This window comes from Streptomyces sp. NPDC051909 (assembly GCF_040681095.1).
GTDB lineage: Bacteria > Actinomycetota > Actinomycetes > Streptomycetales > Streptomycetaceae > Streptomyces.
Genome location: NZ_JBFAYA010000047.1, coordinates 1 through 22,474 on the forward strand (window position 1 = coordinate 1; position 22,474 = coordinate 22,474).

20 protein-coding genes and 2 pseudogenes are annotated in these 22,474 nt (G+C 70.3%); 20 read left to right on the forward strand and 2 right to left on the reverse strand.

Annotated features, from left to right (window positions below; all coding sequences use genetic code 11):
• Positions 1-194 precede the first annotated feature (194 nt).
• From AB0M18_RS35105 to AB0M18_RS35120, 4 genes are all read left to right on the forward strand, one after another.
• Positions 195-365 (forward strand): transposase family protein, encoded by a 171-nt coding sequence (locus tag AB0M18_RS35105; protein WP_365765332.1) that lies wholly within the window; start codon positions 195-197, stop codon positions 363-365.
• A gap of 1,100 nt (positions 366-1,465) precedes the next feature.
• On the forward strand, positions 1,466-3,640 hold the full coding sequence (locus AB0M18_RS35110; RefSeq protein WP_365765296.1) for a hypothetical protein: 2,175 nt from the start codon (positions 1,466-1,468) through the stop codon (positions 3,638-3,640).
• On the forward strand, positions 3,637-4,758 hold the full coding sequence (locus AB0M18_RS35115) for a bifunctional lytic transglycosylase/C40 family peptidase (RefSeq protein ID WP_365765298.1): 1,122 nt from the start codon (positions 3,637-3,639) through the stop codon (positions 4,756-4,758). The genes AB0M18_RS35110 and AB0M18_RS35115 overlap by 4 nt, the downstream gene beginning before the upstream one ends.
• Complete coding sequence (locus tag AB0M18_RS35120; RefSeq protein WP_365765300.1) at positions 4,755-5,408, forward strand: hypothetical protein; 654 nt, start codon at positions 4,755-4,757, stop codon at positions 5,406-5,408. The genes AB0M18_RS35115 and AB0M18_RS35120 overlap by 4 nt, the downstream gene beginning before the upstream one ends.
• Positions 5,409-5,894: 486 nt before the next feature.
• Here AB0M18_RS35120 and AB0M18_RS35125 read toward each other — a convergent pair whose 3' ends face one another.
• Together AB0M18_RS35125 and AB0M18_RS35130 are read right to left on the reverse strand one after the other, a co-directional pair.
• On the reverse strand, positions 5,895-6,566 hold the full coding sequence (locus tag AB0M18_RS35125; RefSeq protein ID WP_365765302.1) for a nucleotidyl transferase AbiEii/AbiGii toxin family protein: 672 nt from the start codon (positions 6,564-6,566) through the stop codon (positions 5,895-5,897).
• Complete coding sequence (locus tag AB0M18_RS35130) at positions 6,563-6,910, reverse strand: transcriptional regulator (RefSeq protein ID WP_365765304.1); 348 nt, start codon at positions 6,908-6,910, stop codon at positions 6,563-6,565. The genes AB0M18_RS35125 and AB0M18_RS35130 overlap by 4 nt, the downstream gene beginning before the upstream one ends.
• Before the next feature lie 400 nt (positions 6,911-7,310).
• Here AB0M18_RS35130 and AB0M18_RS35135 point away from each other — a divergent pair, with 400 nt between their 5' ends.
• The 16 genes and pseudogenes from AB0M18_RS35135 to AB0M18_RS35210 all read left to right on the forward strand — a co-directional run.
• Positions 7,311-7,697, forward strand: a complete 387-nt coding sequence (locus tag AB0M18_RS35135) for an ATP/GTP-binding protein (RefSeq protein ID WP_365765306.1) — start codon at positions 7,311-7,313, stop codon at positions 7,695-7,697.
• 38 nt (positions 7,698-7,735) lie between these two features.
• Positions 7,736-8,440, forward strand: a complete 705-nt coding sequence (locus AB0M18_RS35140) for an SAF domain-containing protein (protein WP_365765308.1) — start codon at positions 7,736-7,738, stop codon at positions 8,438-8,440.
• A 5-nt stretch (positions 8,441-8,445) separates the two neighbouring features.
• Positions 8,446-9,027 (forward strand): hypothetical protein, encoded by a 582-nt coding sequence (locus AB0M18_RS35145; protein WP_365765310.1) that lies wholly within the window; start codon positions 8,446-8,448, stop codon positions 9,025-9,027.
• Between the two features lie 25 nt (positions 9,028-9,052).
• Positions 9,053-9,286 (forward strand): hypothetical protein, encoded by a 234-nt coding sequence (locus tag AB0M18_RS35150; protein ID WP_365765312.1) that lies wholly within the window; start codon positions 9,053-9,055, stop codon positions 9,284-9,286.
• Positions 9,287-9,395: 109 nt separating this feature from the next.
• Entirely contained in the window at positions 9,396-10,769 is a 1,374-nt protein-coding gene (locus AB0M18_RS35155) for an ATPase, T2SS/T4P/T4SS family (RefSeq protein ID WP_365765314.1), read from the forward strand.
• Complete coding sequence (locus AB0M18_RS35160) at positions 10,769-11,671, forward strand: type II secretion system F family protein (protein ID WP_365765334.1); 903 nt, start codon at positions 10,769-10,771, stop codon at positions 11,669-11,671. The genes AB0M18_RS35155 and AB0M18_RS35160 overlap by 1 nt, the downstream gene beginning before the upstream one ends.
• Positions 11,668-12,555, forward strand: coding sequence for a hypothetical protein (locus AB0M18_RS35165; RefSeq protein ID WP_365765316.1), 888 nt, complete (start codon positions 11,668-11,670; stop codon positions 12,553-12,555). Before AB0M18_RS35160 ends, AB0M18_RS35165 begins: the two co-directional genes overlap by 4 nt.
• Positions 12,556-12,854: 299 nt before the next feature.
• Positions 12,855-13,274, forward strand: coding sequence for a TadE family protein (locus AB0M18_RS35170; protein WP_365765318.1), 420 nt, complete (start codon positions 12,855-12,857; stop codon positions 13,272-13,274).
• The gene (locus tag AB0M18_RS35175) at positions 13,274-13,738 is read left to right on the forward strand and encodes a TadE/TadG family type IV pilus assembly protein (protein WP_365765320.1); all 465 of its coding nucleotides are present in this window, start codon (positions 13,274-13,276) and stop codon (positions 13,736-13,738) included. The genes AB0M18_RS35170 and AB0M18_RS35175 overlap by 1 nt, the downstream gene beginning before the upstream one ends.
• Positions 13,735-14,208 carry a pilus assembly protein TadG-related protein gene (locus AB0M18_RS35180; RefSeq protein WP_365765322.1) on the forward strand — a complete coding sequence of 158 codons (474 nt, stop codon included), beginning with the start codon at positions 13,735-13,737 and terminating at the stop codon, positions 14,206-14,208. Before AB0M18_RS35175 ends, AB0M18_RS35180 begins: the two co-directional genes overlap by 4 nt.
• Before the next feature lie 6 nt (positions 14,209-14,214).
• On the forward strand, positions 14,215-16,575 hold the full coding sequence (locus AB0M18_RS35185) for a LysM peptidoglycan-binding domain-containing protein (protein WP_365765324.1): 2,361 nt from the start codon (positions 14,215-14,217) through the stop codon (positions 16,573-16,575).
• Positions 16,572-17,249, forward strand: a complete 678-nt coding sequence (locus AB0M18_RS35190; RefSeq protein ID WP_365765326.1) for a hypothetical protein — start codon at positions 16,572-16,574, stop codon at positions 17,247-17,249. Before AB0M18_RS35185 ends, AB0M18_RS35190 begins: the two co-directional genes overlap by 4 nt.
• Positions 17,250-17,251: 2 nt before the next feature.
• Complete coding sequence (locus AB0M18_RS35195; RefSeq protein WP_365765328.1) at positions 17,252-17,536, forward strand: hypothetical protein; 285 nt, start codon at positions 17,252-17,254, stop codon at positions 17,534-17,536.
• 760 nt (positions 17,537-18,296) lie between these two features.
• On the forward strand, positions 18,297-19,667 hold the full coding sequence (locus AB0M18_RS35200; protein WP_365765330.1) for a DUF87 domain-containing protein: 1,371 nt from the start codon (positions 18,297-18,299) through the stop codon (positions 19,665-19,667).
• A 388-nt stretch (positions 19,668-20,055) separates the two neighbouring features.
• Positions 20,056-20,495: pseudogene (locus AB0M18_RS35205) on the forward strand (DDE-type integrase/transposase/recombinase); the annotation flags it as partial.
• Between the two features lie 1,849 nt (positions 20,496-22,344).
• Positions 22,345-22,474 (forward strand): annotated as a pseudogene (locus AB0M18_RS35210) (IS5/IS1182 family transposase); the annotation flags it as partial.

Here is a 22,474-nt window from a genome sequence, read left to right on the forward strand (position 1 = left end):
GACCGCTCCGGACGGCACCCTGGTATGGATCTCACCCGCCCTGCCCGGACGAGCCCACGGTCTGACCGCGGCTCGCCGGCACCGGGTCATCGCCATCCGCGCCCGCCTGGGCATCCCGGTCCTGGCCGACCGCGGCTATCAAGGCGCCAGGCGGCCGCGTCGCCGTCCCCCACAGGCGACGACCCGGCAAAGACCTGACGGTCGAACAGAAGTGTGTCAACCGGGCGCATTCTCGTCTGCGATGGCCAGTCGAGAGAGCCATCGCCCGCGTCAAGACCTGGCGCATCCTCCGCAAAGCCGGCTGCAACCCGAGCCGGATGACTTCAATCGCCAGAGCCATCCTCACCATCGAGAATCACCGCTGAACAAGCTCCTTGAACAGCAGCCCGTGGGGGAGGACGGTACGGATCCCGTCCAGCAGCAGGTGGAACTCGTCGCGCGGTGGCTTGCCGAGGCAGAGGAGAACGGGACGAAGCTCTCAGGGGCGGAGGTCGCCCGACGGCTCGGAGTGTCCCCGAAGACGGGACAGCGGCGTGTGATCGCAGCCGCCGAGCACCTTGAAGAGATCCGGCGGAAGAACGGACGGGCACCCCTTCGCCCCGTCCGCGACTGACCAGCCGCCGCGAGCCCATGTGGCCGGTGACCGACATGGTCACCGGCCACAGCCATGTCCGGGGCCGGACACCAGACCCTCCACGGACCCGGTGACCGGTCCATGCCAGGGTGACCGATGTGAGGATCGGTCACCCGCAGCCGTGACCGATCGACTTACCGGACGCCAACGGCCGTGACCGATCCGCTGGAGGCAGGTGACCGATGTACTCGGATCGGTCACCGGCCATGACCGATCCCCTTGTCGATCGGTCACACAGCGGCCCACCGAGCCACGCTGCTCTGACCGGTCAGACGGTGGCCGTCTCGTCGCAGCAACTCCGCCGGCACCCATGTCACAGACCGGTCCTGCCGCCGTGGTGAGTGAGCACCAGACTCCCAGCGCACTCACCACCGCACTTACCACCAGGAGTTATGCCGACGTGACGGCTGGGAAGTCCTGGCGGTCAGCGGCATGGTGAGTGGCCTGTCGAGAGTCGGAGTGTCCACTTCCTCCGAGCGCTCCCTGGAGCCACCATGGCCCTCTTGTCGCCCCGCCGTGACCGGCGGGGCACCCGTTCCTCCGGCACCGCGGCTGCCCCGCGTTCCCTGCGGATGCGGCGCGCCGCCCTTGTACGGATCGGGGTGTGGGCGGCGCTCGCCACCGGTCCGGTCGCCCTGCTTGCCGGGTGGTCGCGGCCTGCCCCCGTCCGAGCCCACCGCTCCTGTCGCCGCTCGCCCGTCTCCGACGGCGGTTCCTTCCGACAGCGGTGGCCCGGCTGGGTTCGCGGAGCTGTTCCTCGGTCTGTGGCTGCGCAGCGGTACCGGTGAGCAGAGCCAGGCCGCCCGTGCGCTGAAGGCGATGGCGCCGTCCGTGCGCCCGCCGCTTTGGGGCAAGCGCCCCGTCGCCGTCGAGGAGCTGGCGGCCGTGCGGACCGTCCGCGAGGCGGATGGTGCCTGGTTGGTGACCGTCGCCGCCGGCGTGCCGGAGAACGCGGGAGGGGAGAGCGCCGCAGCGGGAGCCGGCGTGCGGTACTTCCCCGTCATCGACAAGCTCACCGGCCCGGCACAGACCCTCTCCGACGCCTACGAGCGGCAGATCATCGGCCCGCTCGGGCTCGCCGGGATCAGCCTGGCCTGGGCGTTCGTCTTCGGCCTGGCCCTGATCATGCGAGGCCGCGTCGCCCGCGGCGCTGGGGAAATCCTCCTCGCCCTCCTCATCGCCGGCATCGCCGCCACCAGCGTCGTGCAGCTGGCCGTCCTGCTCGGCTACGACGGACCCGTCCAACAGGCCCAGCGCGCCGCGCTCGAAGCCGCGACCATCACCGCCAACTCCGGCAACCCCACGCCAGCGGCATCCAGCCCGTGCGACACGATCGCTGGCCCCACCCGCACTCTCTGCCTGCAGAACCAGGCCAAGACCCGGCCGGGCACGCCGGCGAAGCCCGACCGTACGAAGCAGTGCGCGGGCGTGGCCGGGCCGGCCCGCGACGTGTGTCTGACCGGCGAGCGCCCGTTGAACGCCGCCGACGTGTCGAAGCCGATCAGCAACACGCTCACCGACACCCTCGTCGTCCAGCCCTACATGCTCCTGCAGTACGGACAGGTCATCGACAAGGACAGCCCCCTGTACGCCGTGCACCTCAAGTCCGTCACCCCGCCCGCTCCACCGTCGGAGAAGGTGAGGGAGGAGTGCCGGCTCATCAAAGGCCCCGCCTACGACTACTGCTTGGCCAGAGACGCGACCTGGACCAACCGAGCTACGGAGTTCAAGAAGCTCGGCCCCGAAGGCGAGGCGGTCTTCGCCTATATGCGCACCAACGAATGGGACAAGGTCATCGGCGCCTTCCTCGTCCTGATCGCTGCGATCGTCCTCGCCCTGGTCGTCATCCTGCTGGCCGTCGCCCTGATCACCGCGCAGTTCGGATGCGTCATCGCCGCCGTCGGCACCGTCGTCGTCTTCGCCCTCGCCCTCCTGCCGGGCCCCGGCCGCGGCGTGCTGTGGCGGTGGTGCGGCTACCTGGCCGGCTCGATGCTCGTCCTGTTCGCCGTCGCCGTGTTCATCCCCCTGTTCGGTGTCGGCGCCAGCGCCGTCCTCGCCGACAGCGACAGCTCCCTCGTCGAGCGCCTCGTTGTCCTCGACGCCCTCGCCGTCACCGCGATCGTCATGCAGCGCCGCATCATCCACGGCAGCCGTGCCTTCGGACAGCGCTTCGCCCAGCGCATGCGCTACGCCAAGGTCGGCGGCAGCCACATGATGGGGGAGAGCGTCGCCCAGACCGCCGCCGCGTTCTCCGCGCTCGGCTATGGCGCTGGGTTCGGTGCCGGGGGCGGGGGAGGCGGCGCGTATCCCGCTCACGCAGCCCTGCTCGGCCGCTCCGGATCGTTCACCTCCGAAGCCCTCGCCGAATCACGCCGGGCCCTCGCCCCGCTCGCCCTCGGCGCCCGCGCCGCCCACACCCTGCTCATCGGGCCCCCGCGCCCGCGCGTTCAGCCCGAGGCGGTCGGCCCCGACGGCCTTCTCCTGCCCCCAGACCAGGCGGGCCGTACCCAGGGCGGCCGTTCAACGACCGGTGCGCTCATTCCGGCCGGCAGCCGTCTCGAGGCATCCCTCAAGCGCACCCGCGTCGGCCGTGTGCTGGTCGGCACCACCCAGGCCGCGTTCTACTCGACCGTCGGCGCCCCCGCCGCGTTCACGCGCCTGCGCCGCTTCAACACCGCCGCCTCCCACGACCTGCAGCACGAACTCGGCCGCCAGCGCACCCACTACGGCCGGGTCGCTGACCGGTGGATCGACGACACCGCCGCCGCCTTCGGCGCTGGCCCGGCCGCGCCCGCCCCGGCGCCGGGCACGCAGCGCCGCTCGTACGGGCCCACCGCCACCCAGGCCCCGCCGCGCCGCCGTACGCGCCGCGGTCACGGGCCGACAGGCGCGGAGCAGCAGCCTTCCAGGCCGACGGCGCCCGGCGAGGTGCCCCGCTCGTGGCGCCGAACCTGGCGCGACGACCACGGCCCTGCGTCCGGCACCGGACCGGGGGAGGGGGAGTGAGGAGGCGTGGACTCAGCTGCGGCGCCGTGCTCCTGGCCATGCTGGTGCTGCCCGTCGTGCTCCTGGCGGTCGCCGCCGCACACAACACCCGTCCCAGGACTCCGGCGATGCAGACCGTCGGGCAGGTCGCAGGCATCCCGCAGCGGATGCTCGCCGCCTATCACAATGCCGCAGCCCGCCTGCCCCGTGAGGTCCCGTCGTGCCGGGGCCTGACCTGGGCCGTGCTCGCCGGGATCGCCCGCATCGAGTCCAACCACGCGACCGGCCGCACTATCAGTCCCCGCGGCGACATTACTCCGCGCATCCTCGGCCCCGTCCTCGACGGCTCCGGCACCGGCGGCAACACGACCGCCTTCCCTGATACCGATCACGGGCATTTCGACGGCACGGCGACCGCCGAACGGGCTGTCGGCCCCTTTCAGTTCCTGCCCTCCACCTGGACCACGACTGGCCGCGACGGCAACGACGACCAGGCCGTCGATCCCCACAACGCCGACGACGCAGCTCTCGGCGCCGCCGTCTACCTCTGCGGTCACGGCCGGAACCTCACCGACCGAACCCAGCTCAAGGCCGCGATCTTCCAGTGCAACCACTCCGACGCATACGTGGGCGACGTCCTGGGCTGGATCGACCGCTACAGCCAGCTCGCCACCGGCCAGATCCCCATCGGGCAGGGCGCCACCGGCACGGCCCGCACTGTCATCAACGCTGCCCTCGCCCGCACTGGTACCCCCTACTCCTGGGGCGGCGGCAACACGCAAGGCCCGAGCACTGGCATCTGCTGCTCACCCAGCGGCAAGAGCGGCACACAGATCGTCGGCTTCGACTGCTCCGGCCTCACCCTCTACGCCTACGCACAGGCCGGCATCCACCTGCCCCGCACCGCCGCCCAACAGGCCGGAGCTGGTACCCGCATCCCCGCCTCGTCCGGCGTCGGCGCCCTCAAGCCCGGCGACCTCGTCTTCTTTGCCTACGACCCGACCCGCGACTCCACCATCCACCACGTCGGCATCTACCTCGGAAACAACCAGATGATCAACGCAGCCCGCCCCGTCACCCTCGTCCGCACCGAACCCCTCTGGGACCATGGGTTCGCGGGAGGGTCCCGGCTGCTGTGACCGGCCACCCCGCCCCGTCGGGGCGCCTCCTGTCCGCAGGCCTGATGCTCCTGGCCGCCGGGATCGCCGTCCTCGCCCTCGGCCGCACCGGGGCCACCACCGACACAGCCCGAGCCGAACGCCCCGCCACGCAGATCGGCAGCACGCCCGCAGTACCCCGCACCCCGGCCACCAGCACCCCGCCAGCAGGGCAGCCGCTCGCGCCGGCCCCTACCCGGGCCCCCGCGGCCACGCCGAGGTCCGACCCACCCGCCGCCGCCGAGCCGCTGCCGAGCGGACTACCCCTCTCCGGCGAAGGCCCCTCCGGCGACCCGGCCATCCAACGCGTCCTCGACGCCTCATCGCCCGCCGACCTTCCCGCAGCCACGGCCCGCCAGCTGGTCGACCTAGCCACCCGGATCTGGCTCGCCGAGACCACCGGCATAGGCCGCGAACGCTGGCCCGCCTACTTCACCGACCCGGTACTGCGCGCCCCCTACCGCGACGTTCGTATCCAGGCCGCGATCGCCCGCCGCGGCAACGGCCCCGGCGACCGGGCCGTCGTCCGCCTCGTATGGGCAGGCACCTCACCGATGGGCATGACCGAAGACTCCCGCCCGGCCGAGGTCCACCTCCTGCGGTACGACCAAGCATGGGAACCGGCCAGGTAGGAAACAGCGCGGAGCCAGGCATGCCGCGCGAAGCGCATCGGACAATCCGATATCAGGGCACGGCAAGCTCGGGAGCCAGGCCGCCAAACGAGGCAGACGCCGCGCTTAAGGGCCGCATCAGACCGCTACTGCGGGCTGATGACCGCACTGTCCGACTGGATGCGTCCACCCCATGCCGAGGGCTGGTTCGCGGAGGACTTGGACCGCTTATCCTGAAGCCCCGTCAGACGGAGTTCATCGACGGAGTTCTTGTCTTCATGATGCCCCCGTAGCGGTCGTGGCACGCCGGCTTGCCACCGGTCTCGCCGTGTGGGTCGGCCCCGAGGGCATCGAATCGGGAGGGAGACGATCACCTGTCCCAACGCCCGCAACCGTCCTGGGCTCGACCTGCTCACGACCCCAGCTCCCCCTGCGATGCAGAACGGACCTGGATTGAACGTAGGACATCATCCCCCGTAGCCCCCTCGGGGATTCAGTGCCTGATGATCAGTCGGCGGATGGATATTCCGCTTCCTGAAGTCTCTCGGCGATGTCGTCGGCCCACTCCTGGGCCCACTGGCGCAGTTCGATGGTCTGGTGGTCGTCGATTCCGTATGCGGCGAATTCGGTGTCGTCGATCCAGTCCGCCCCGGCGAGCCGGGCCTGAAGATCGGAGAGGTCGAAGCTGTCGTGGGCATGGCGGCGGCCGAGCCCTTCGAGATCGATACGACTCCAGCGATCGGCTGCCGCTCGGACGTCGATCAGGTCACGCGCCAGGCCCCGGTCTGCCAGCGCACGGACCTTCGTGCCGACCACGTCCTCCAGCGACATCACCAAGCCGTGCTGAGTCCTCACAGGCGGACGCCAGAGGGCTTCCTTGAGGACATCGACCTCGCACTCCTCGCAGGTCGCGGTGTCGGTGACGATCAACCGCGCGAACAGCGGATCGGTTTCCAACCCCCGTACCTGCCAGCCGCGTTGTTCCAGACCGGCGCGCACAGCGGCGGCGATCTCCTCCATCGGCTCCGGGTTCTCGGTGGCGACGTCAAGATCTTTGCTGAGCCGGTTGACCAGTCCGTGCGCCTGGATGGCGTAGCCACCCGTGAGCACGAGCGGGTAGACATCGCCCACGGCGAGGACATCCGCGAGGAGCCGCCGGTGCAGTTCCGTGAGATTCACGCAGCATCCTGGGAGGCGGGGGTCAGTTCGTCGAAGGCGTTCTCCCAGACGTCGCGGATGTCCCGGCTGATCAGGGTGCGCAGGACAGGCCACATGGCGATGAGTAGCTCCCGGTTCAGGTAGTGGATCAGATCATCATGCTGTCCTTCGGCTAGGACGATCCGGTAACAGCTCATCCGCAATCGAGGATGGTCGAGGTCGAACCGCGACAGGCCGGACCACGCGAGGTGCAGCGGAAGGTCGACTTGGCCGTGGGCAGGACCGGCGAGCTCCGAGAGCTCGGCAGGAAGCCGCCGGGCGAATCTGGTGCGGCGGAGCTCGGGGACACTGGGCGTGGCTACCATGCCTTGATTATTCCGCAGGCGGGGAGGCGGCCAGGTGATTCTGGTGCAGGGAACCCTAGGTTCAGAGCCTCTACCGGGTTGCAGGGCGGTAATAACGGCGTAGGCAGGCTCATGTGGGACCTTCGGCGGGATGTCGAGTGCTATCTCCGCCGATGCTTGCGAGCGGCTTGGACAGCCTCCTGCGGACAGTCTGGACTGGGAAGGACACAAGCCGAGCGACGGCGCGGTTTACGAGGAGCGCTGTACCGCTGACGGCGGTCTGTTCACCGTTGTCCAGAACGTCTGGGCGGCCACACCACCCGGTGCCGCCGCTGCGGACCCCGAGGTCCTCGCCCAGCATGCCGTGGATCAGATGGTCCTGCGAGGCCCCGCCATCGGGATCACGCCGAAGCCTGGTGGGATGGGTCTGGTCGGTATGCCGGTCTATCTGTGGACGGCGACGGGGCCGGAGACGTACGGGCCGAACGTCGCCTCGGCGGCTGCCGGAGGCGTCACGGTGACGGCGACGGCGAAGGTCGCGCGGATTGTCTGGCGGATGGGCGACGGGAAGACCATCACCTGCACCACGGCCGGTACGCCCTACAAGGCGTCGTACGGTGCGCGGCCGTCGCCGGACTGCGGTCACCGCTACACCAAGGCCTCCACGGCTGGCTCCTATCACGTGGTGGCGACCTCGACGTGGGCGATCGACTGGCAGGCCTCGTCCGGGCAGAGCGGTCAGCTGACCCAGACCCGGCAGAGCTCGGTGGACATCCGTGTCGGCGAGCTCCAGGCCGTCGGCAGCTGAACCCCTGCGTCGTATCAATGAGGAAAGGCGAGAAGACCGTGAGCAAGACTGCTGTTCCGGCCGGGGTGGGCCAGGTGCCCGCGCCGACGGCGCTGCCGCAGATTCCCAGCGCCACGGCCGGGTTCCGGGCTCGTCGGCGCCGCCCTGGTATGTACGCGCTCGCCGTCGCGCTGATCGCGGCTGGCGGCAGCGGCGGGTTCCTCGCGTTCCAGGCGACGGGGGAGCGGACCCCGGTCCTGGCCGTGGCCTGGTCTGTTCAGGCCGGTGATGTCATCAAGGACGCCGACCTGATCGAGGCCCAGGTGCAGCTCGACCCGGCGCTCAAGCCGGTCCCGGCCGCGGACCGCGACAAGATCGTCGGTAAGCGGGCCGCGGTCGCGCTGACCCCGGGATCGATGCTGACCGAGGGCCAGGTCACCACCCGCACCCTGGTCAAACCGGGGGAGCGGCTCGTCGGTATCGGGCTGAAGGCGGCCCAGATGCCCGCGACCCGCCTGTCCCCGGGCGACAAGGTCCTCGTGGTGGCCACCCCTCCCGACGGACAGACCGTCCCGGCCGGCAACGGCGACCGTCCGGAGCCGCAGCAGATCGCGGCCCGGATCGTACGGGTGGGGGAGAAGCAGGCATCGACTGGCGACACGGTCGTCGACGTCGCTGTCCCCTCCCAGTTCGGTCCCGCGCTCGCGGCGCAGGCCGCGACCGGCAACGTCGCCCTGGTCGTCGACGCCCCCGGAGCGCCCTGAAGGCCGTGATCACCCTGGTCGGGCTGCCCGGCGCCCCCGGCGCGACGACCAGCGCCCTCGCGCTGCTGCGCACCTGGCCACTGGAGCACGGCCGGCGGATGGTCCTGGCCGAGTGCGACCCGGACGGCGGGGCGATCCTGCCCGGCGCGTTCCAGGGCCAGGTCGGCGCCGAATGGGGCCTGCGCAACCTGGCCCTGTCCTCCCGCACCCAGGACCTCGTCACCGCGTTCTGGCCGCAGCTGATCGCCGTGGAGAACGACAACGAGCGCCGCAGCGAACGCAACCGGCTGCTGCTGCCCGGCCTGACCTCCATGGACCAGGCCCCCGGCCTCGCCCCCGTGTGGGGCCAGCTCGCCGACCTGTTCGCCGGCATCGAAGCCCACAGCCATGACGTCCTGGTCGACCTCGGTCGCGCGGGCGCCTTCGGCCCGGCCGGGGTTCTCGCCCTGCGCGCCGACCTTGTCCTCGTCGTCGTCCGCGGAACGATCCGCAGCCTGCATGCCGCCAACTCCCGGATCAAGGCCCTGCGCACGCTGATGGATGGCGAGTCCGGCGCCGCGGCGCCGGCGCGCTCGGCCTGCTCCTGATCCGTCAGGGACCCAACGGACCCCCGTGGTCGAGAGCGAACTCGGCGTCCGCGTCGTCGCCACCCTGCCCTACCGCCTAGAGGACGCCGCCGTGCTGTCCGACGGCGCCCCCGAGGGCGGCAAGTTCATGACGTCGAAGCTCATGGTTGCCGCTCGTGACGCGACCACCCCGATCCGGCAGCACGTCGCCACCCGCCGCGCCCGCCTGGCTTCCCCGCTCCAGCAGCGGCTGCTGGGAGGTGGCCCCGGTGCGCGCTGAACCCCTCCACCCCGCTCCCATCCCTCACAGCGCCCCGCCCGCTCCGCCGATGCCACTCCGCCCGGCGGGCCCTGGTGCTCATGACACGCGCCGGACAACCCGTCCCGGCATGCCAGCCCCTGCGTACGAGGCTCCCCGGGGTGCCGCGCCGCGCGTACGGGTCGACGCCAAGGCGGCCGGGGCGCTCAAGCGGCAGGTCAACACCCAGCTCCTGGACGAGGCCAAGACGAACCAGGCGCTCGTGGGCAAGGTCCGCGAGCAGCGCGCCCGCGCCCTGATCAGCGAGCGCGTTGCCATCTGGGGCGACGCCGCGCGCCAGACCCGCGTCGTCACCCCGGCCGAGGAAGACCAGCTCGCCGCGCTCGTCTTCGACATGCTCTTCCGCTCCGGCCGTCTCCAGCGCCACCTCGACGACCCGCGCGTCGAGGACATCTACATCAACGGCCACGACCAGGTGTTCCTCAAGTACACCGGCGACGGTGAGCCGGTGCCGGCCGAGCCGGTCGCCGAGTCTGAGGAGGAGCTCCAGGAGCTCGTGCGTGACCTGATCCGTAACTCCGGGCAGTCCGGCCGCACCTTCTCCACCGCCAGCCCCGATGCCGCGATCCGTCTGCCTGACGGCTCGCGCCTGCAGGCTCTGCACCCGGAGATCACCGGCGAAGGCACGTTCGTCACGATCCGCCGCCACCGCCTGCAGTCCGCCACGCTGGAGGACCTCGTCCAGGCCGGCACCATGGACACCACGATCGCCGGCCTGCTGCGCGCCTGTGTGAAGGCCCGCCGCAACGTGATCGTGGTCGGCGAGCAGTCTTCCGGCAAGACCACCCTGATGCGCGCCCTGCTGCGGGAGATCCCCCAGCACGAGCGGTTCGGCACGATCGAGACCGAGTTCGAGCTGTGGGCCCACAAGAACGGCTACCACACCCAGGTCGTTCCGATGGAGGCCCGCGAGTCCAACGGCGAACGCGTCAACGGCCAGACGACCGGCGAGATCACCTTGCTCGACCTCATGTACCGGGCCAAGCGCATGAGCCTCAAGCGCGTGGTCGTCGGCGAGGTCCGCGGCCCGGAGATCACCGCGATGATGCAGGCCCTGACCAGCGACCGCCCCGGCTCTATGTGCACGATGCACGCCTCCGATCCGCACATCGTCTTCGACCGCATCGCCGAGCTCTACCTGCTGGCCCGCGGCAACTTCTCCGAGCAGCTCGCATACCGGCAGATCGCCAACGGCCTGCACTTCGTCGTCTTCATGTCCGTCGACGACAACGGCCGACGCATGGTTTCCCACATCCTGGAGATCACCGGCATCGGCGAGATGGGCCGCCCCGCCTACAACGAGATCTTCCGCCCCGCCTCCGAGACCGACCTGCGCCCGGTGCCCGCCGCCCCGCTCTCCGCGCGCTCGCGTCGGCGCCTGGAGCAGGCCGGGTTCCCGACGCATGTGCTGGACCAGCAGCCGGTCTGGGGAGTGGGTGCGTGATGGGAGCTCTCTGGTGGACGCTGTGCGGCGCGCTTGTCGCCGGCGGTGTCCTCGCCGCGATCGTCGCCACGATCGGGACGACCGCCCCCAAGACCGCGGGGCCGGCCGCCCGCCTGCGTACGGCGTGGGCCGACGGCCCCGGTACCCAGGCGGCCCGCCGCCGCGCCCTGCTCACGACCGCCGGCATCACGGTCGTCGTGGTGTGGTTCGTCTCCGGCGCGTTCGTCGTTGCGCTGCTGCTCGGCGCGGGCGTCATCGGCGTCCCGTGGCTCCTCACCCCGACCGCCGGCGGGAAGGCCCGCATCGCCAAGCTGGAGGCGCTCGCGGACTGGACCCAGCGTCTCTCCGAGATCCTGCGCCTCGGCTTCGCCCTCGAACAGGCCCTGATCACCAGCCGGAAGAACCCGCCGCCGGCGATCGGCACCGAGGTCGCCGAACTCGCCGACAAGATCAAGGCAGGCTGGCAGCCCGCGGACGCGCTGCGCGACTTCGCCGACCGCCTCGACGACGTCACCGCCGACAAGGCCTGCGCCGCGCTCATCCTGTGCGCCGTCGACCCCGGCCCCGGCCTCGCCCAGGTCCTCGAGGACACGGCCGCCCAGCTGCGCGAGGAAGTCTCCGCCCGCCGCAAGATCGAGGCCGACCGCGCCAAGTCCCGTACCGCGGTGCGGACCATGACCCTCATCTGCGCCGGCCTCGTCCTGGCCGGCTTCCTCATCCCCTACACCGCCCCCTACACCACCTTCCTCGGCCAGCTGGTCCTCGCGCTGCTCGGGGCCGCGTTCGTCGCCGTGCTGTGGTGGACCCGCCGCCTGGCCAGCCACCAGCCGGTACCCCGCTTCCTGATCAACGACCCGCGCAGCCGCGTCAAGCAGCCCGGCCCGGTGGGGGAGACGTCGTGAGTCAGACCGTCCTGATCGTGTGCGGCGCCGCCGTCGGCGCCGGAGCGGCCCTTCTGGCTGGCGAACTGCTGCCGTCCGCACCCCGCCTCGGGCCCGCGCTGCGGCGCCTCGACCCGCCCGCTCCCCGCCCTGGACAACAATCCGACATCCGCCGTACCTCCCCGCTCGGTGGAGCGTGGGCCGGCCGCCTGGCCGAGCGGATGCCGGGCCGGCTGCCGCGGGCCGACCTGGACCTGCTGGCCCAGAGCACGGAGCAGTTCGTTACCAACAAGGTCGCGCTCGCCCTGCTCGGACTGCTCGTGCCGCTCGTCCCCGCGATCGGCTGGGTACTCATGGGCTTGAGCGTGCCGCTGTTCCTCCCCGCGATCGCCGGCGTCCTGCTCGCCCCGGTGCTGTGGTTCGTGCCCGACTGGGCGGTCAAGTCCGAGGCTGCCAAGGCGCGCACCGAGTTCGCGCACGCGGCCGCCGCCTGGATGGACCTCGTCGCCACCCGCATGGCCTCCAACGTCGCCGCCGACCAGGCCCTCGAAGACGCCGCCCGCATCGGGCAGGGATGGGCCTTCGCCCGCATCCAGGAAGCGCTCCTGCGCGCGCGGACCGAGAAGTCCTCGCCCTGGCAGGCCCTCGACGACCTCGGCGTCCAGCTGAACCTGCAGGTTCTCACCGACGTCGCCGACATCATGCGCCTGTCCTCCGACGACGGCGCCTCCGTCTACGACACCCTGCGCAACCGCGCCAAGAGCCTCACCGGCGAGCTGCTCACCGCAGAGGCCGCACGCGCCAACGCCGACTCCGAGAAGCTCCACACCCCCGCCGCCCTTCTCGCCGTCATCGCCATGATCGCCATGGCGTTCCCGGCGGTCCTCAACATCTTCTCCATCTGAACCACCACCGGGCCCCGCCCGAACGACCGGAAGGACACATCCGTGAAGAGCCCGTTCCTCTACGCCCAGGCCGCGCTCACTGTCACCGCCGCCGCCCTCCGAGACCGCCTCGCCCAGGCGGCGAAGCAGGCCAAGGACGACGGCGACCGCGGCGACAGCCCCATCTCCACCGTCGTCATCATCGTGGCCGCCGTCGCCGGCGCACCTCATCGCCGGCGGACTCGCTGCCGCCTACGGCCGCGCCAACGGCCGCCTCGACGGCATCCTCGGCGGCTGACGTTCGGAACCTGGACGCCGCCATGCACCCGCTCCGACGCCTGCAGCCCGCACCCCGCGACCGAGACCGAGGATCCGCCCCCCTCCAGGTGGCGATCATCTTCCCAGTCGTCATCCTGCTCATCTTCGCGATCGTGCAGGGCTTCACCATCGCCTGGGCCCACAACGCCGTGGCCACCGCCGCCCGCGAAGGCGTCTCCGCGGGCCGCATGTACGAGGCGAGCCCGCAGGACGGGGCGGCCAAGGCCCGCCAGGCCGCCGCCGACCTCGGCGTCAACCTCCTGACCGACGTCCGTGTCTCCACCGCCGGCAGCTCCACCGACCGGCTGCGCATCCGCGTCGAGGGCCAGGCCGTCTCCCTCGTTCCCGGGCTCGGCGGCATCACCGTGACCTCCACCGCCTCCGGCCCGGTCGAACAGTGGACCGACCCGGGAGGCAACTGATGCCTGCACACTGGCTCGTACGACTACGCCGAGACCGCAGCCACGGGGGCGACCGGGGAGATGTGGCGATCGAGGCCGTCATCGTCGTGCCTCTGCTCCTGGCGCTCGCCCTGGTCGTCATCGCCGGCGCCCGCCTGTCGCTGGCTGGGCAGAAGACGGACGCGGCCGCCCAGGCCGCCGCCCGCGCAGCCTCGCTCGAACGCGACCCCACCGCCGGGCAAGCCGCCGCTCAGGCCGCGGCCGCCGACGTCCTCGCCCAGCACGACCAGCCCTGCACCTCCACCCGCGTACGCGCCACGACCAGCGGACTGGGCGCACAGCTCGGCCAGGTCTCCTCCGTCACCGTCACCGTCTCGTGCACCGTCCCCCTCGGAGACCTCCTCCTGCTCGGCGGAGGCCCCGGCGTGCGCACCGTCTCCTCCTCCTTCACCTCCGTCGTCGACGCCTACCGGGGACGCGGATGACCACGAAGAACCGTTCGCTCCGCAGCAGCGTCGAACGTCACCTGGCGCGCCGTATCGAACTCGCCGACGATCGCGGCGGCATCGCCCCCTTCGTCGCGATCATCACCGTCCCCCTCCTCCTGCTCGGCGGCCTCCTCGCCATCGACGCCTTCGGCGTCAGCCGGGCCCACGAACGCAACCACGCCGTCGCCACCGAAGCCGCCCGCGCAGCCGCCCAGGCCATCGACCCCGCCCGAGCGGTCACCGGCGAAGCCGTCGTCGCTGATCCGGCCAAGGCGGCCGCGGCGGCGCGCGCCTACCTCCAGCGCGCCGGCGCCGACGGGACCGTCGCCGTCACCGAAGCGGGCCACCGCATCACCATCCGCGCGATCGGCACCTACACCGGAGTCTTCGTCCCCCACACCTGGACCGTGAGCGCCACCAGCTCCGCCACCCTCCTCCACGGCATCAACCGACCCGAGAAGGACTGACCGCCGATGCCCGCTCACCGCTCCCTCGGGCGGCGCCTGCCCCGCGCCCTGGCCAGCGTGCTCATCCTCGCCGCCGCCACCGCCGGCCTGCCCTGGATCCTCACCAAGGCCACCGCCGCCGTCTGGGCACCCGGCATCGACGCTGTCACCCACCTGCTCACCCGCCCCGACACCGGCAACGCCTTCGTCCTCGCCCTGTGCGTCGTCGGCTGGATCGCCTGGGCGAGCTTCGCTCTCTCGCTCCTGGTGGAGATCCCCGCCCAGCTCCGCGGCCGCACCGCCCCCCGGCTCCCAGGCCTGCGCCTGTCTCAGCGCGCGGCGGGCACCCTCGTCAGCGGCATCATCGTGCTGTTCGCCTCCAGCACCCTCGCCCTGGCCACCCCCACCGCCGGCCAGCCCGCCGCTGTCACCCCCCAGCCCAGCGCCATGCAGACGGCCACCACCACGGCGCCCGCCGCCGAGCACACCTACACCGTCCGCTCCGTCCGCCCGGCCGAGAGCCTGTGGTCCATCGCCGAGCAGCTCTACGGACACGGCGAGCTCTACAAGAAGATCGCCGACGCCAACGAAGGCCGCACCATGGCCGACGGACGCGTCTTCCACGCCGACGCCCCCATCCACCCCGGCTGGATTCTTCGGCTGCCCGACGAACCCACCACTGCACCGGCCGAACCCGCCCACCCCGCCGACAGCCACACCCCCGACTCCCACACCGTGGGGGAGGGCGAGACCCTGTGGGGCATCGCCAAGGACGAACTCAGCGACGGCGAGCGGTACGACGAGCTGTTCCAGGCGAACAAGGGCGTACGGCAGCCGGACGGCGGCCATCTGAGCGACCCTGACGAGCTTCAGGTCGGTTGGAAAATCCAGGTCCCCCACACGGCCGCTCCCGCAGAGCCCCCCGCTCATCACAGCACCCCGCCGCCTCGCCCGGCTGATGACGAAGCCGCCGCCGACACGGCACCGCCGTCCCCGGCCAAGCCCACGGCCGAAGCCACCCCGCCCCGCACCGGTGCGGGTCCCGAAGCGGCCCCGACGCACCTGGCTTCTCCCACCGCGACCGCGACGGCCGCTCCGACCGCGACTCCGGCTCCGACCGCGCCTCCCGCTCCCGCTCCGGCCACGAGCGTCCCGGCCCAGACCGGCGACACCGCGACGGCGACCGCCTCCGCGCCTGCGGCACCCACGGCGACGCCAGCGTCGGCCGACGATCAGGAGAAGGGCGGGATCGGAGCACGTGAGGCCGCCGGGATCGGGATGCTCGCCGCCGGAGGCCTGCTCGCCGCCCTGGGCACCAAGCGCCTGCTGCAGCGCCGCCGACGCAAGCCCGGCGAGCTGCCCACCATCACCGAGCACGCTGCCGAGCACGCCCTGCACGCCGCCACTGAACCCGGCAGCCTGCAGCTCCTCGACCTCGCCCTGCGCACCCTCGCCCGCCACGCCGCCGACCAGGACCTTGAACTGCCCCAGGTTGCCGGAGCGCGGATCACCGCCCGCACCGTCGAACTCCTCCTCACCCCCGCCGGCACCGACCGCGACGACGAGGACAGCACGACCGCCGGCGAGGTCGTGCTCGCCCCCTTCACCCCGCAGGGAGCCGACCGCTGGGTCCTGGACCGCACCCAGGACCTGCTCGACCCGGACGAAGCCGCCCTCGTGCCCGCCCCCTACCCCGGCCTGGTCACTCTCGGTACCGACCCCGACGGCAACCACCTGCTCATCAACCTCACCGTCTCCCGCGTTCTGCTCCTCGACGGCACCCCCGACGCCGTGCGCGACACCGCCCGCGTCCTCGCGCTCGAAGCCGCCACCAGCACCTGGAGCGACCACTCCGAGATCCTCACCGTCGGCCTCGGCGACGAACTGCCCACCCTGCTCCCCACCAGCCGGCTGCGCACGCTCCCGCACTTGAAGGCCGCCCGCAGCGACCTCGCCGAACTCCTCCTGGAACAGCGCCAGACCGCGGGATCCGACGACGCCCCGGTCCACCTGCCCTGGACGCTCGTGTGCGCCGCCGACATAGACGAAGACGAAGCCCAACTCCTCGCCGACACCCTTACCGCTGCCCGCGAACTCCCCGTCGCCCTGATCCTGCCCGCCCAGGGCACCGCCGGCGCGTTCGGCACCTTCGACGAAGCAGTCCAGCTCGCCGTCGGCACCACCGCACCCCAGTACGTCGACGCTCTCGGCAGCGACCTCATCGTCCAGTCCCTGCCCGAGGCCGACCTCGAAGACGTCCTCGACCTGCTGCGCACCGCAGACGAGCCCGCCCGCCCCGCCGAAGGGGCTTGGAAGTCCGTCCCGCCCGTCCAGATCACGGTCACCACCACGTCCGTCATCGGGCAGATCCGGCCGGCCTGTCCGTGACCCCGTTCGCCGCTCTGTCCTCGAGCACGAGGCCCCTCGCCTCCGTCCCGCCGCTCGCACCGCCTGCCCCCGCAGAGCCCGAGTCGGCTCAGGCCTCAGCCCCGGGGCCGGACACCAGCGGTGCCCCGGAGGCCCGGCAGGGGGAGAAGACGGAGCCGGAGTTCGAACGGTCCGGGGACAACGCCTCCGAGACGGACAACCCCACCGGACCCGTTGCCGTCCCCGCGCCGGCCGCCGAGGAACCGGCTGAGCTGGTCGACCTGCATGCTCCGGAGGTCCAGGTCCTCGGACCCGTCGCCGTCACCGGCATCTCCGCGTCGGGCCACGGCCCCAAGCTCGCCCAGCTCGCCGCGTACCTCTACTTCAAGCCCAGCAGCCCCGACACCGTCGCCGAGGCCATGGACCCCCGCCGTCCCTGGTCCAAGCCCACCCTGCAGACCCGCATCTCCGAACTGCGCAACCGCCTGGGCGCCGACCAGGACGGCAACCTGTACCTCCCACGCGACCGCACCGGCATCTACAAGCTCTCCCCGAAGGTCCGCAGCGACTGGGACCGCTTCACTAAACTCGCCGAACGCGGCCTCACCAAGGGCCCCACCACCGGAACCACCGACCTCGAAACCGAACCCGACACCGAAGCCATCTACGAGCGCATCGTGACCCGCAGCGCCTGACCTTGCTCTCCACCGTCCATCCCGAATTTCGTCTGGAGGATCGCCGCATGGTTCGCGAAGTCCGCACCCCGGCTCACGACATCGAACCGGCCGGAACACCTGAGTCGCAGGTCAGCATGGTGGTCGAAGACGAGGCGCAAGCCGTCCTCAACAAGGCGCATGATCTGCGCGAGGCCGAGATCACCAGGCTGCTCATGCAGCCACGCCGTCCCTGCCCCCCGGCCTGCCAGGACGTGACCAGCCACTCCTCACCACAAGGCCTTTGGCGAGGCGTTGCCAGGTTGTGACGCCCGACGAGCGCACGTGGTGAGCGCCGTGGTGAGGAGGACGACGAAGGGTGGGGTGTTCACGACTCTGAGCTTTCCGAGGAGCCCCGATATCTTCCTCCCCACTCACCCGCGACCTCGACGAGGCCTGGGACAACTTGGCCACGGCCGCCGGGAATTTGCTCACGGGGCAGGACCTCGACGGGGTACAGCGCACCGACGCCACGTTCCGGCGCCCGGGAACCCGCGTCCTGGCGAAGACCGACGGACCGGTGCGCCGCGCTTCGTACCGGGCCGGGTGGCAGCGCCTGGCCGTCCGCGCCGCGACCCTGGCCGCCGCCACCGGCGGCGGCTACGGCTACTGGGCAGCACCCCGACGCCTCCCTCCAGGCCCTCACCTACGGCAGCCCGGTCGCTGCGGCCGCTGCCGCAGCCGGAGGCATCGCTCTCGGGATGGCGGGCCGGGAGCGGCGCGAGCTGATGCGTGAGTGGGTCGAGCCGCTCCACCAGGCGCTCGTCGGACCCCTTGGGATCCCGGAAGCGAGCGACCCGCGCCGCTACCTCCACGTCCCGGTGAGCTTCACTGACGACGACGCCGAGATCCGCATCGACCTGCCGGCCCATCTGAAGTTCAACCGCGACCAGATCGCCGAGCTCGTCATGCAGAAGCTCGCCCTGCACAACGCCTCTTTCTCCTGGAGGCGTCGCAGGACGCGACACCCACCTCATCGTCAAGAAGAAGCACCAGCCGCCCGCTCGCCTCAACCTCGACGATCCCGAGGTGCGCGACCTCCTGGCCGGCATGCCGGAGTCCGCCCCGCTGATCGGGCTCGGCGCCAACAAGAAGACCGTCTCCGTCGACCTTGACCACGACTCCCCGCACGTCCTGATCTCCGCCGGCACCGGCGGCGGCAAGTCCACCATCCTGCGCACGATCGCCTGCCAGTTCCTCCACAACGGAGCAGAGGCGTACATCCTCGACTTCAAGCGCATCAGCCACGGCTGGGCCCGCAGCGTACCCGGCGTGACGTACTGCCGCGACATCGCCGATATCCACGACGCGCTACTCCACCTCGGACACGAGGGACAGCGCCGTATCCGGCTCGCTGAGGAGCTCGGCGACGACGTCCTGGCCTCCGAGCCGGAGAAGGTCGGCCCGCGGATCGTGATCCTCCTGGAGGAGATCAACGCGACGATGAAGCAGCTGGCGAGGTACTGGGAGAAGATCCGCGAGACGGGCGACCCGAAGACCTCACCAGCCGTCGACGCGCTCGCCGAGATCCTCTTCATGGGCCGCCAGGTACGCCTCCACGTCCTGCTCGTCGCCCAGTCCGCCACCGCCCGCGCGCTCGGAGGCCCGGAGATGCGGGAGAACTTCTCCACGCGCATCCTCGTCCGCTACACCCTCAACGCCTGGCGCATGCTCGTGCCGGAGGTCCATCCTGCCCCGAAGCCGACCCGGCACCCCGGCCGCGTGCAGGTCGTTCTCGGCGGCATCGCCCGAGAAACCCAGGTCCTCAACCTCTCCGAAGCTGAAGCCCGCGCATGGGCGATCGCTGGCGCCCACGCGACCAACATGACGGCCGCGGCGACCACCGTCCTGTCGAAGCCCCCCGCTGTCGAACCTCAGCCCAACCCGGCACCCACACCGCCCCCCACCCCATCGCAGCCCGTGCCCGCGGGCACCGCCGGCGACGATCTCGTCGGGCTCCGCCAGGCGCAGAGGGACCTTCCCGCTATCTCCCTCGCCGCCCTGCGCTGGCACGCGCCAACGACCCCGACTTCCCCGGCTCGGCCGACAAGCGTGGCGCCGAACTCCTCTACCGCGTCGGCGACCTCAAGCGATGGGCACGTAACCGGCCTCGAGCCGGCACTGCGCCCAGCGATGCCGATGACGCCGAGGAAACGGGCGAGTGATGATCGGTCATGGTCCGTGCGGGGCCTGCTATCCCTCGTCGGTGTGGCCCGCCGGACCCGAGCGTACGGCGCGCGCTCGGCGCCGCCGTGGGGCGGCCACCGAGAACTCCTCGGCCGCGGAGCGCATCAAGGTCGGGAAGGTGGATCGCGGGGAGCGCACCGAGCAGGTCGGCCTGGGCGGCGCGAATGGGCGCGGGGGCCGCCTGGGGCCCTGCGCCTAGCGGTGGTTTGTTAGACCGGGGTGTAGAGATCAAGGGGTCTGCCTGCGCCGACGGCGTTGATCAGTGCTTGGAGTTCGGGTGGTGGGGGTGCGTTGGTCCAGGCCCGCCAGCATCGCTGGAGGGTGGTCCAGGGAGTGAGCCAGGCACGGACGGCCCGGATCGCCTTGGGCCAGCTGGCCGGGAGTGACTGGTGGGGTGTGGGTATGCCTCCTCTCTGTCCGGCCTGGTGCCGGGTTGGTCTGCGGTGCGGAGGCCGGGGTGGCCTTCGGTGCCGTCTGCTCGTCGAACCAGGTGTTCCAGCAGAACGAGAAGGCGCAGGTGACCAGGGTTTGGTGGCGGCGGATGGCGGTGTCGGAGGTGGGATGTTCTTCGGGTCATCCGTGTCCGGGGAGGGGAGCCGTCGTGTCGGACGTGGCGCTGTCGTACAAGAACCACCGCTACCCGGCCGAGGTCCTTTCTCACTGTGTGTGGCTGTACTTCCGGTTCCCGCTGAGCTTCCGTGAGGTCGAGGAGCTGACGCTCGAGCGCGGCGTGATCGTCTCCTATGAGACGGTCCACCGGTGGTGTGGGAAGTTCGGGCAGTCCTATGCCGACGCGCTGCGCCGACGCCGCCCCGGGTGATAAATGGCATCCGGACGAGGTCTTCGTCAAGATCAACGGGAAGCGGCAATGCTTGTAGCGGGCGGTGGACCAGGACGGCAACGTGCTGGACATCCTGGTCCAGAGCCGTCGCGCACAAGGGCCTGAACAACCGGGCGGAGAACTCCCACCAGCCCACCCGGCAGCGCGAACACGCGATGAAGGGCTTCCGCAGCGCCGGCGTGGCCCAGCGGTTCCTGTCCGCTTTCAGCGGCATCTCACCCCACTTCAGGCCCCGGCGCCACCTGACGACCGCCGCCGACCACGCCTCGGGATGACCATCCGCTTCACCATCTGGGACCGCATCACCGGGGCCGCCGGCATACCCGCCACCATCTGAACCGGACCAGCAGCCCGGCCCCCAGCCTGCCCTCAGACGACCACACCTCCGACAACGTGACAACGCCCGTCTCGATCAACCCACCGACGAACGTCCCACGAAGCTGGGACCCGATCTCTTAAGTCACTGGTATTGAGGCTAAAATCACCGCGGGATGTAACCGTCCTTGACAGCGCAGGAGTAGTTCGCGAAAGCATCGCCAGGCTCGAAGGAATTATTCATTGCCCTGAATACAACAGAATCAGGATTTGATTCTCGGTTGATTACTGGGGCTAGCACTTCAACATTTGGCGTTCCGCCTGTCGACCAGGCAGCCGCTATCATGTAAGGGCGGTTACTGGGGCAGGTGAAGGTGTGACTCTCAATATTAGGCGTGCCGGGTCCCGACCCCGTTACTTCTATAAGCTCCTGGACAGTGATGTATGGAGCTCCGCACTTGAACGTAGCAGTGACGGTTCCGTTGCTGCTGCTGTCATTTTTCGTCCATACTCGCATCGAATGTCTGGGCGCGTAGGTACCGTCAACGTAGTATTCAAATACGGCGGAGACGTTGGAGCTAGATGAGATATCATGGCCCACGATGGAATCTTGCGGGTCGGGGCAGTAAAAATATACTGTACCGGGTCCGCTGTTAGCAGCGACGGCCGTTGTTACCGTATACGAGTGGTCGTCCGGCTCATCCGCGACCGCCTGCCCTGACACCATGGCTGCCGCCAAGGCCAGGCCAGTGCCCAGCACACCAGCGGCCCTCATATAGTTCCATCTCAACGCATTACTACCATTCTCGCGACGCGGACCCGTTACCGTTCATGCGGCAAGGGCGTGGATGTTTCCCGGCGCTATCTCGCGGAGGCCATGTTTGAAAATGTTCCGGGATCGCTCCAGCGCAATCGAATGAGCACTCGCCGGAAAGGTGGATTGGAAATTAAGAAGTGGCAAGCCTCGGATGACAGTCATAGATTACCCTAAAAGGCGAGGAGTAGTAGTTTGAAGTATTTACTCCATGCGCCTCGATCCCGAAGTATCGGACGCCATCCACTACGGCCGAGATGTCGCTGTATGTGAATATCACGAAGCTGGCGTATTGTCCGCGCACATTAGCGACGATCGGCTTGTCGGCCGGGCACCAGGCCTGTAGGGTGTAATCCTCCCCGTGGTTGATAGTGACAGAATCCGTCGATCTAGTAATATAGTCGGCCGCTTGTGCCGGTGTTGCCACGGCGGATAGGACAGCTGCGCCGAGAGCCACCGCCCCCAAGCCTGCCAAGAAATTCTTACGCATGCAGATCACCGAGTTTCCTTGCATTGGGCTGGAGCTATCTAGGTGGGAGATTCTCAGGTTTCACTCCGCGTCCGCAGGGGTAATCGATACCCAAATTTGACACGGCGGCTAATGATCACGTTTAGTGAGGCCTCGGACCTCGACCGCGCTGTTGCCTGGTGAGCGCCCGCAGCTCAACTCATTCTGAAACGATCAGTTAGAGGTCGTTTTCACCTGGACTGCCCGCGTATCGGCTGATTCTCAGGCCGCGGGATTGTGGTGACGGTGAGGTTGTTGGTGTGGTTGGGGCCTTTGGGTCGGGTGGGGTGATGGGTGGGGCGGGAGGAGAGTTGTTCCTGTCTCATCCCAGGACGCCCGGCCTTTCTGCGTGCTTCCGTCGTCACTTGCTACGCGCATGGGCGCACTCCGCCGGGAGCGGTAGGCCGGAAGCATGCCGAGGCGACGTCCGTATCCGAGTGATCTGTCCGTTGCGCGTTGGGAGTTGATCGAGCCGGTCCTTGCCGCGTGGCGGTTCGAGCGCCGCGGCAGAGCCCTGGATTTCGGCCGGCCGCCCCAGTGCG

Coding starts and splice junctions, on each gene's coding strand:
- AB0M18_RS35130 (WP_365765304.1), bottom strand. CDS start 6,910: ATGGTAGCCACGCCCAGTGTCCCCGAGCTCCGCCGCACCAGATTCGCC.
- AB0M18_RS35135 (WP_365765306.1), top strand. CDS start 7,311: ATGGGTCTGGTCGGTATGCCGGTCTATCTGTGGACGGCGACGGGGCCG.
- AB0M18_RS35155 (WP_365765314.1), top strand. CDS start 9,396: ATGCCAGCCCCTGCGTACGAGGCTCCCCGGGGTGCCGCGCCGCGCGTA.
- AB0M18_RS35160 (WP_365765334.1), top strand. CDS start 10,769: ATGGGAGCTCTCTGGTGGACGCTGTGCGGCGCGCTTGTCGCCGGCGGT.
- AB0M18_RS35170 (WP_365765318.1), top strand. CDS start 12,855: ATGCACCCGCTCCGACGCCTGCAGCCCGCACCCCGCGACCGAGACCGA.
- AB0M18_RS35175 (WP_365765320.1), top strand. CDS start 13,274: ATGCCTGCACACTGGCTCGTACGACTACGCCGAGACCGCAGCCACGGG.
- AB0M18_RS35180 (WP_365765322.1), top strand. CDS start 13,735: ATGACCACGAAGAACCGTTCGCTCCGCAGCAGCGTCGAACGTCACCTG.
- AB0M18_RS35185 (WP_365765324.1), top strand. CDS start 14,215: ATGCCCGCTCACCGCTCCCTCGGGCGGCGCCTGCCCCGCGCCCTGGCC.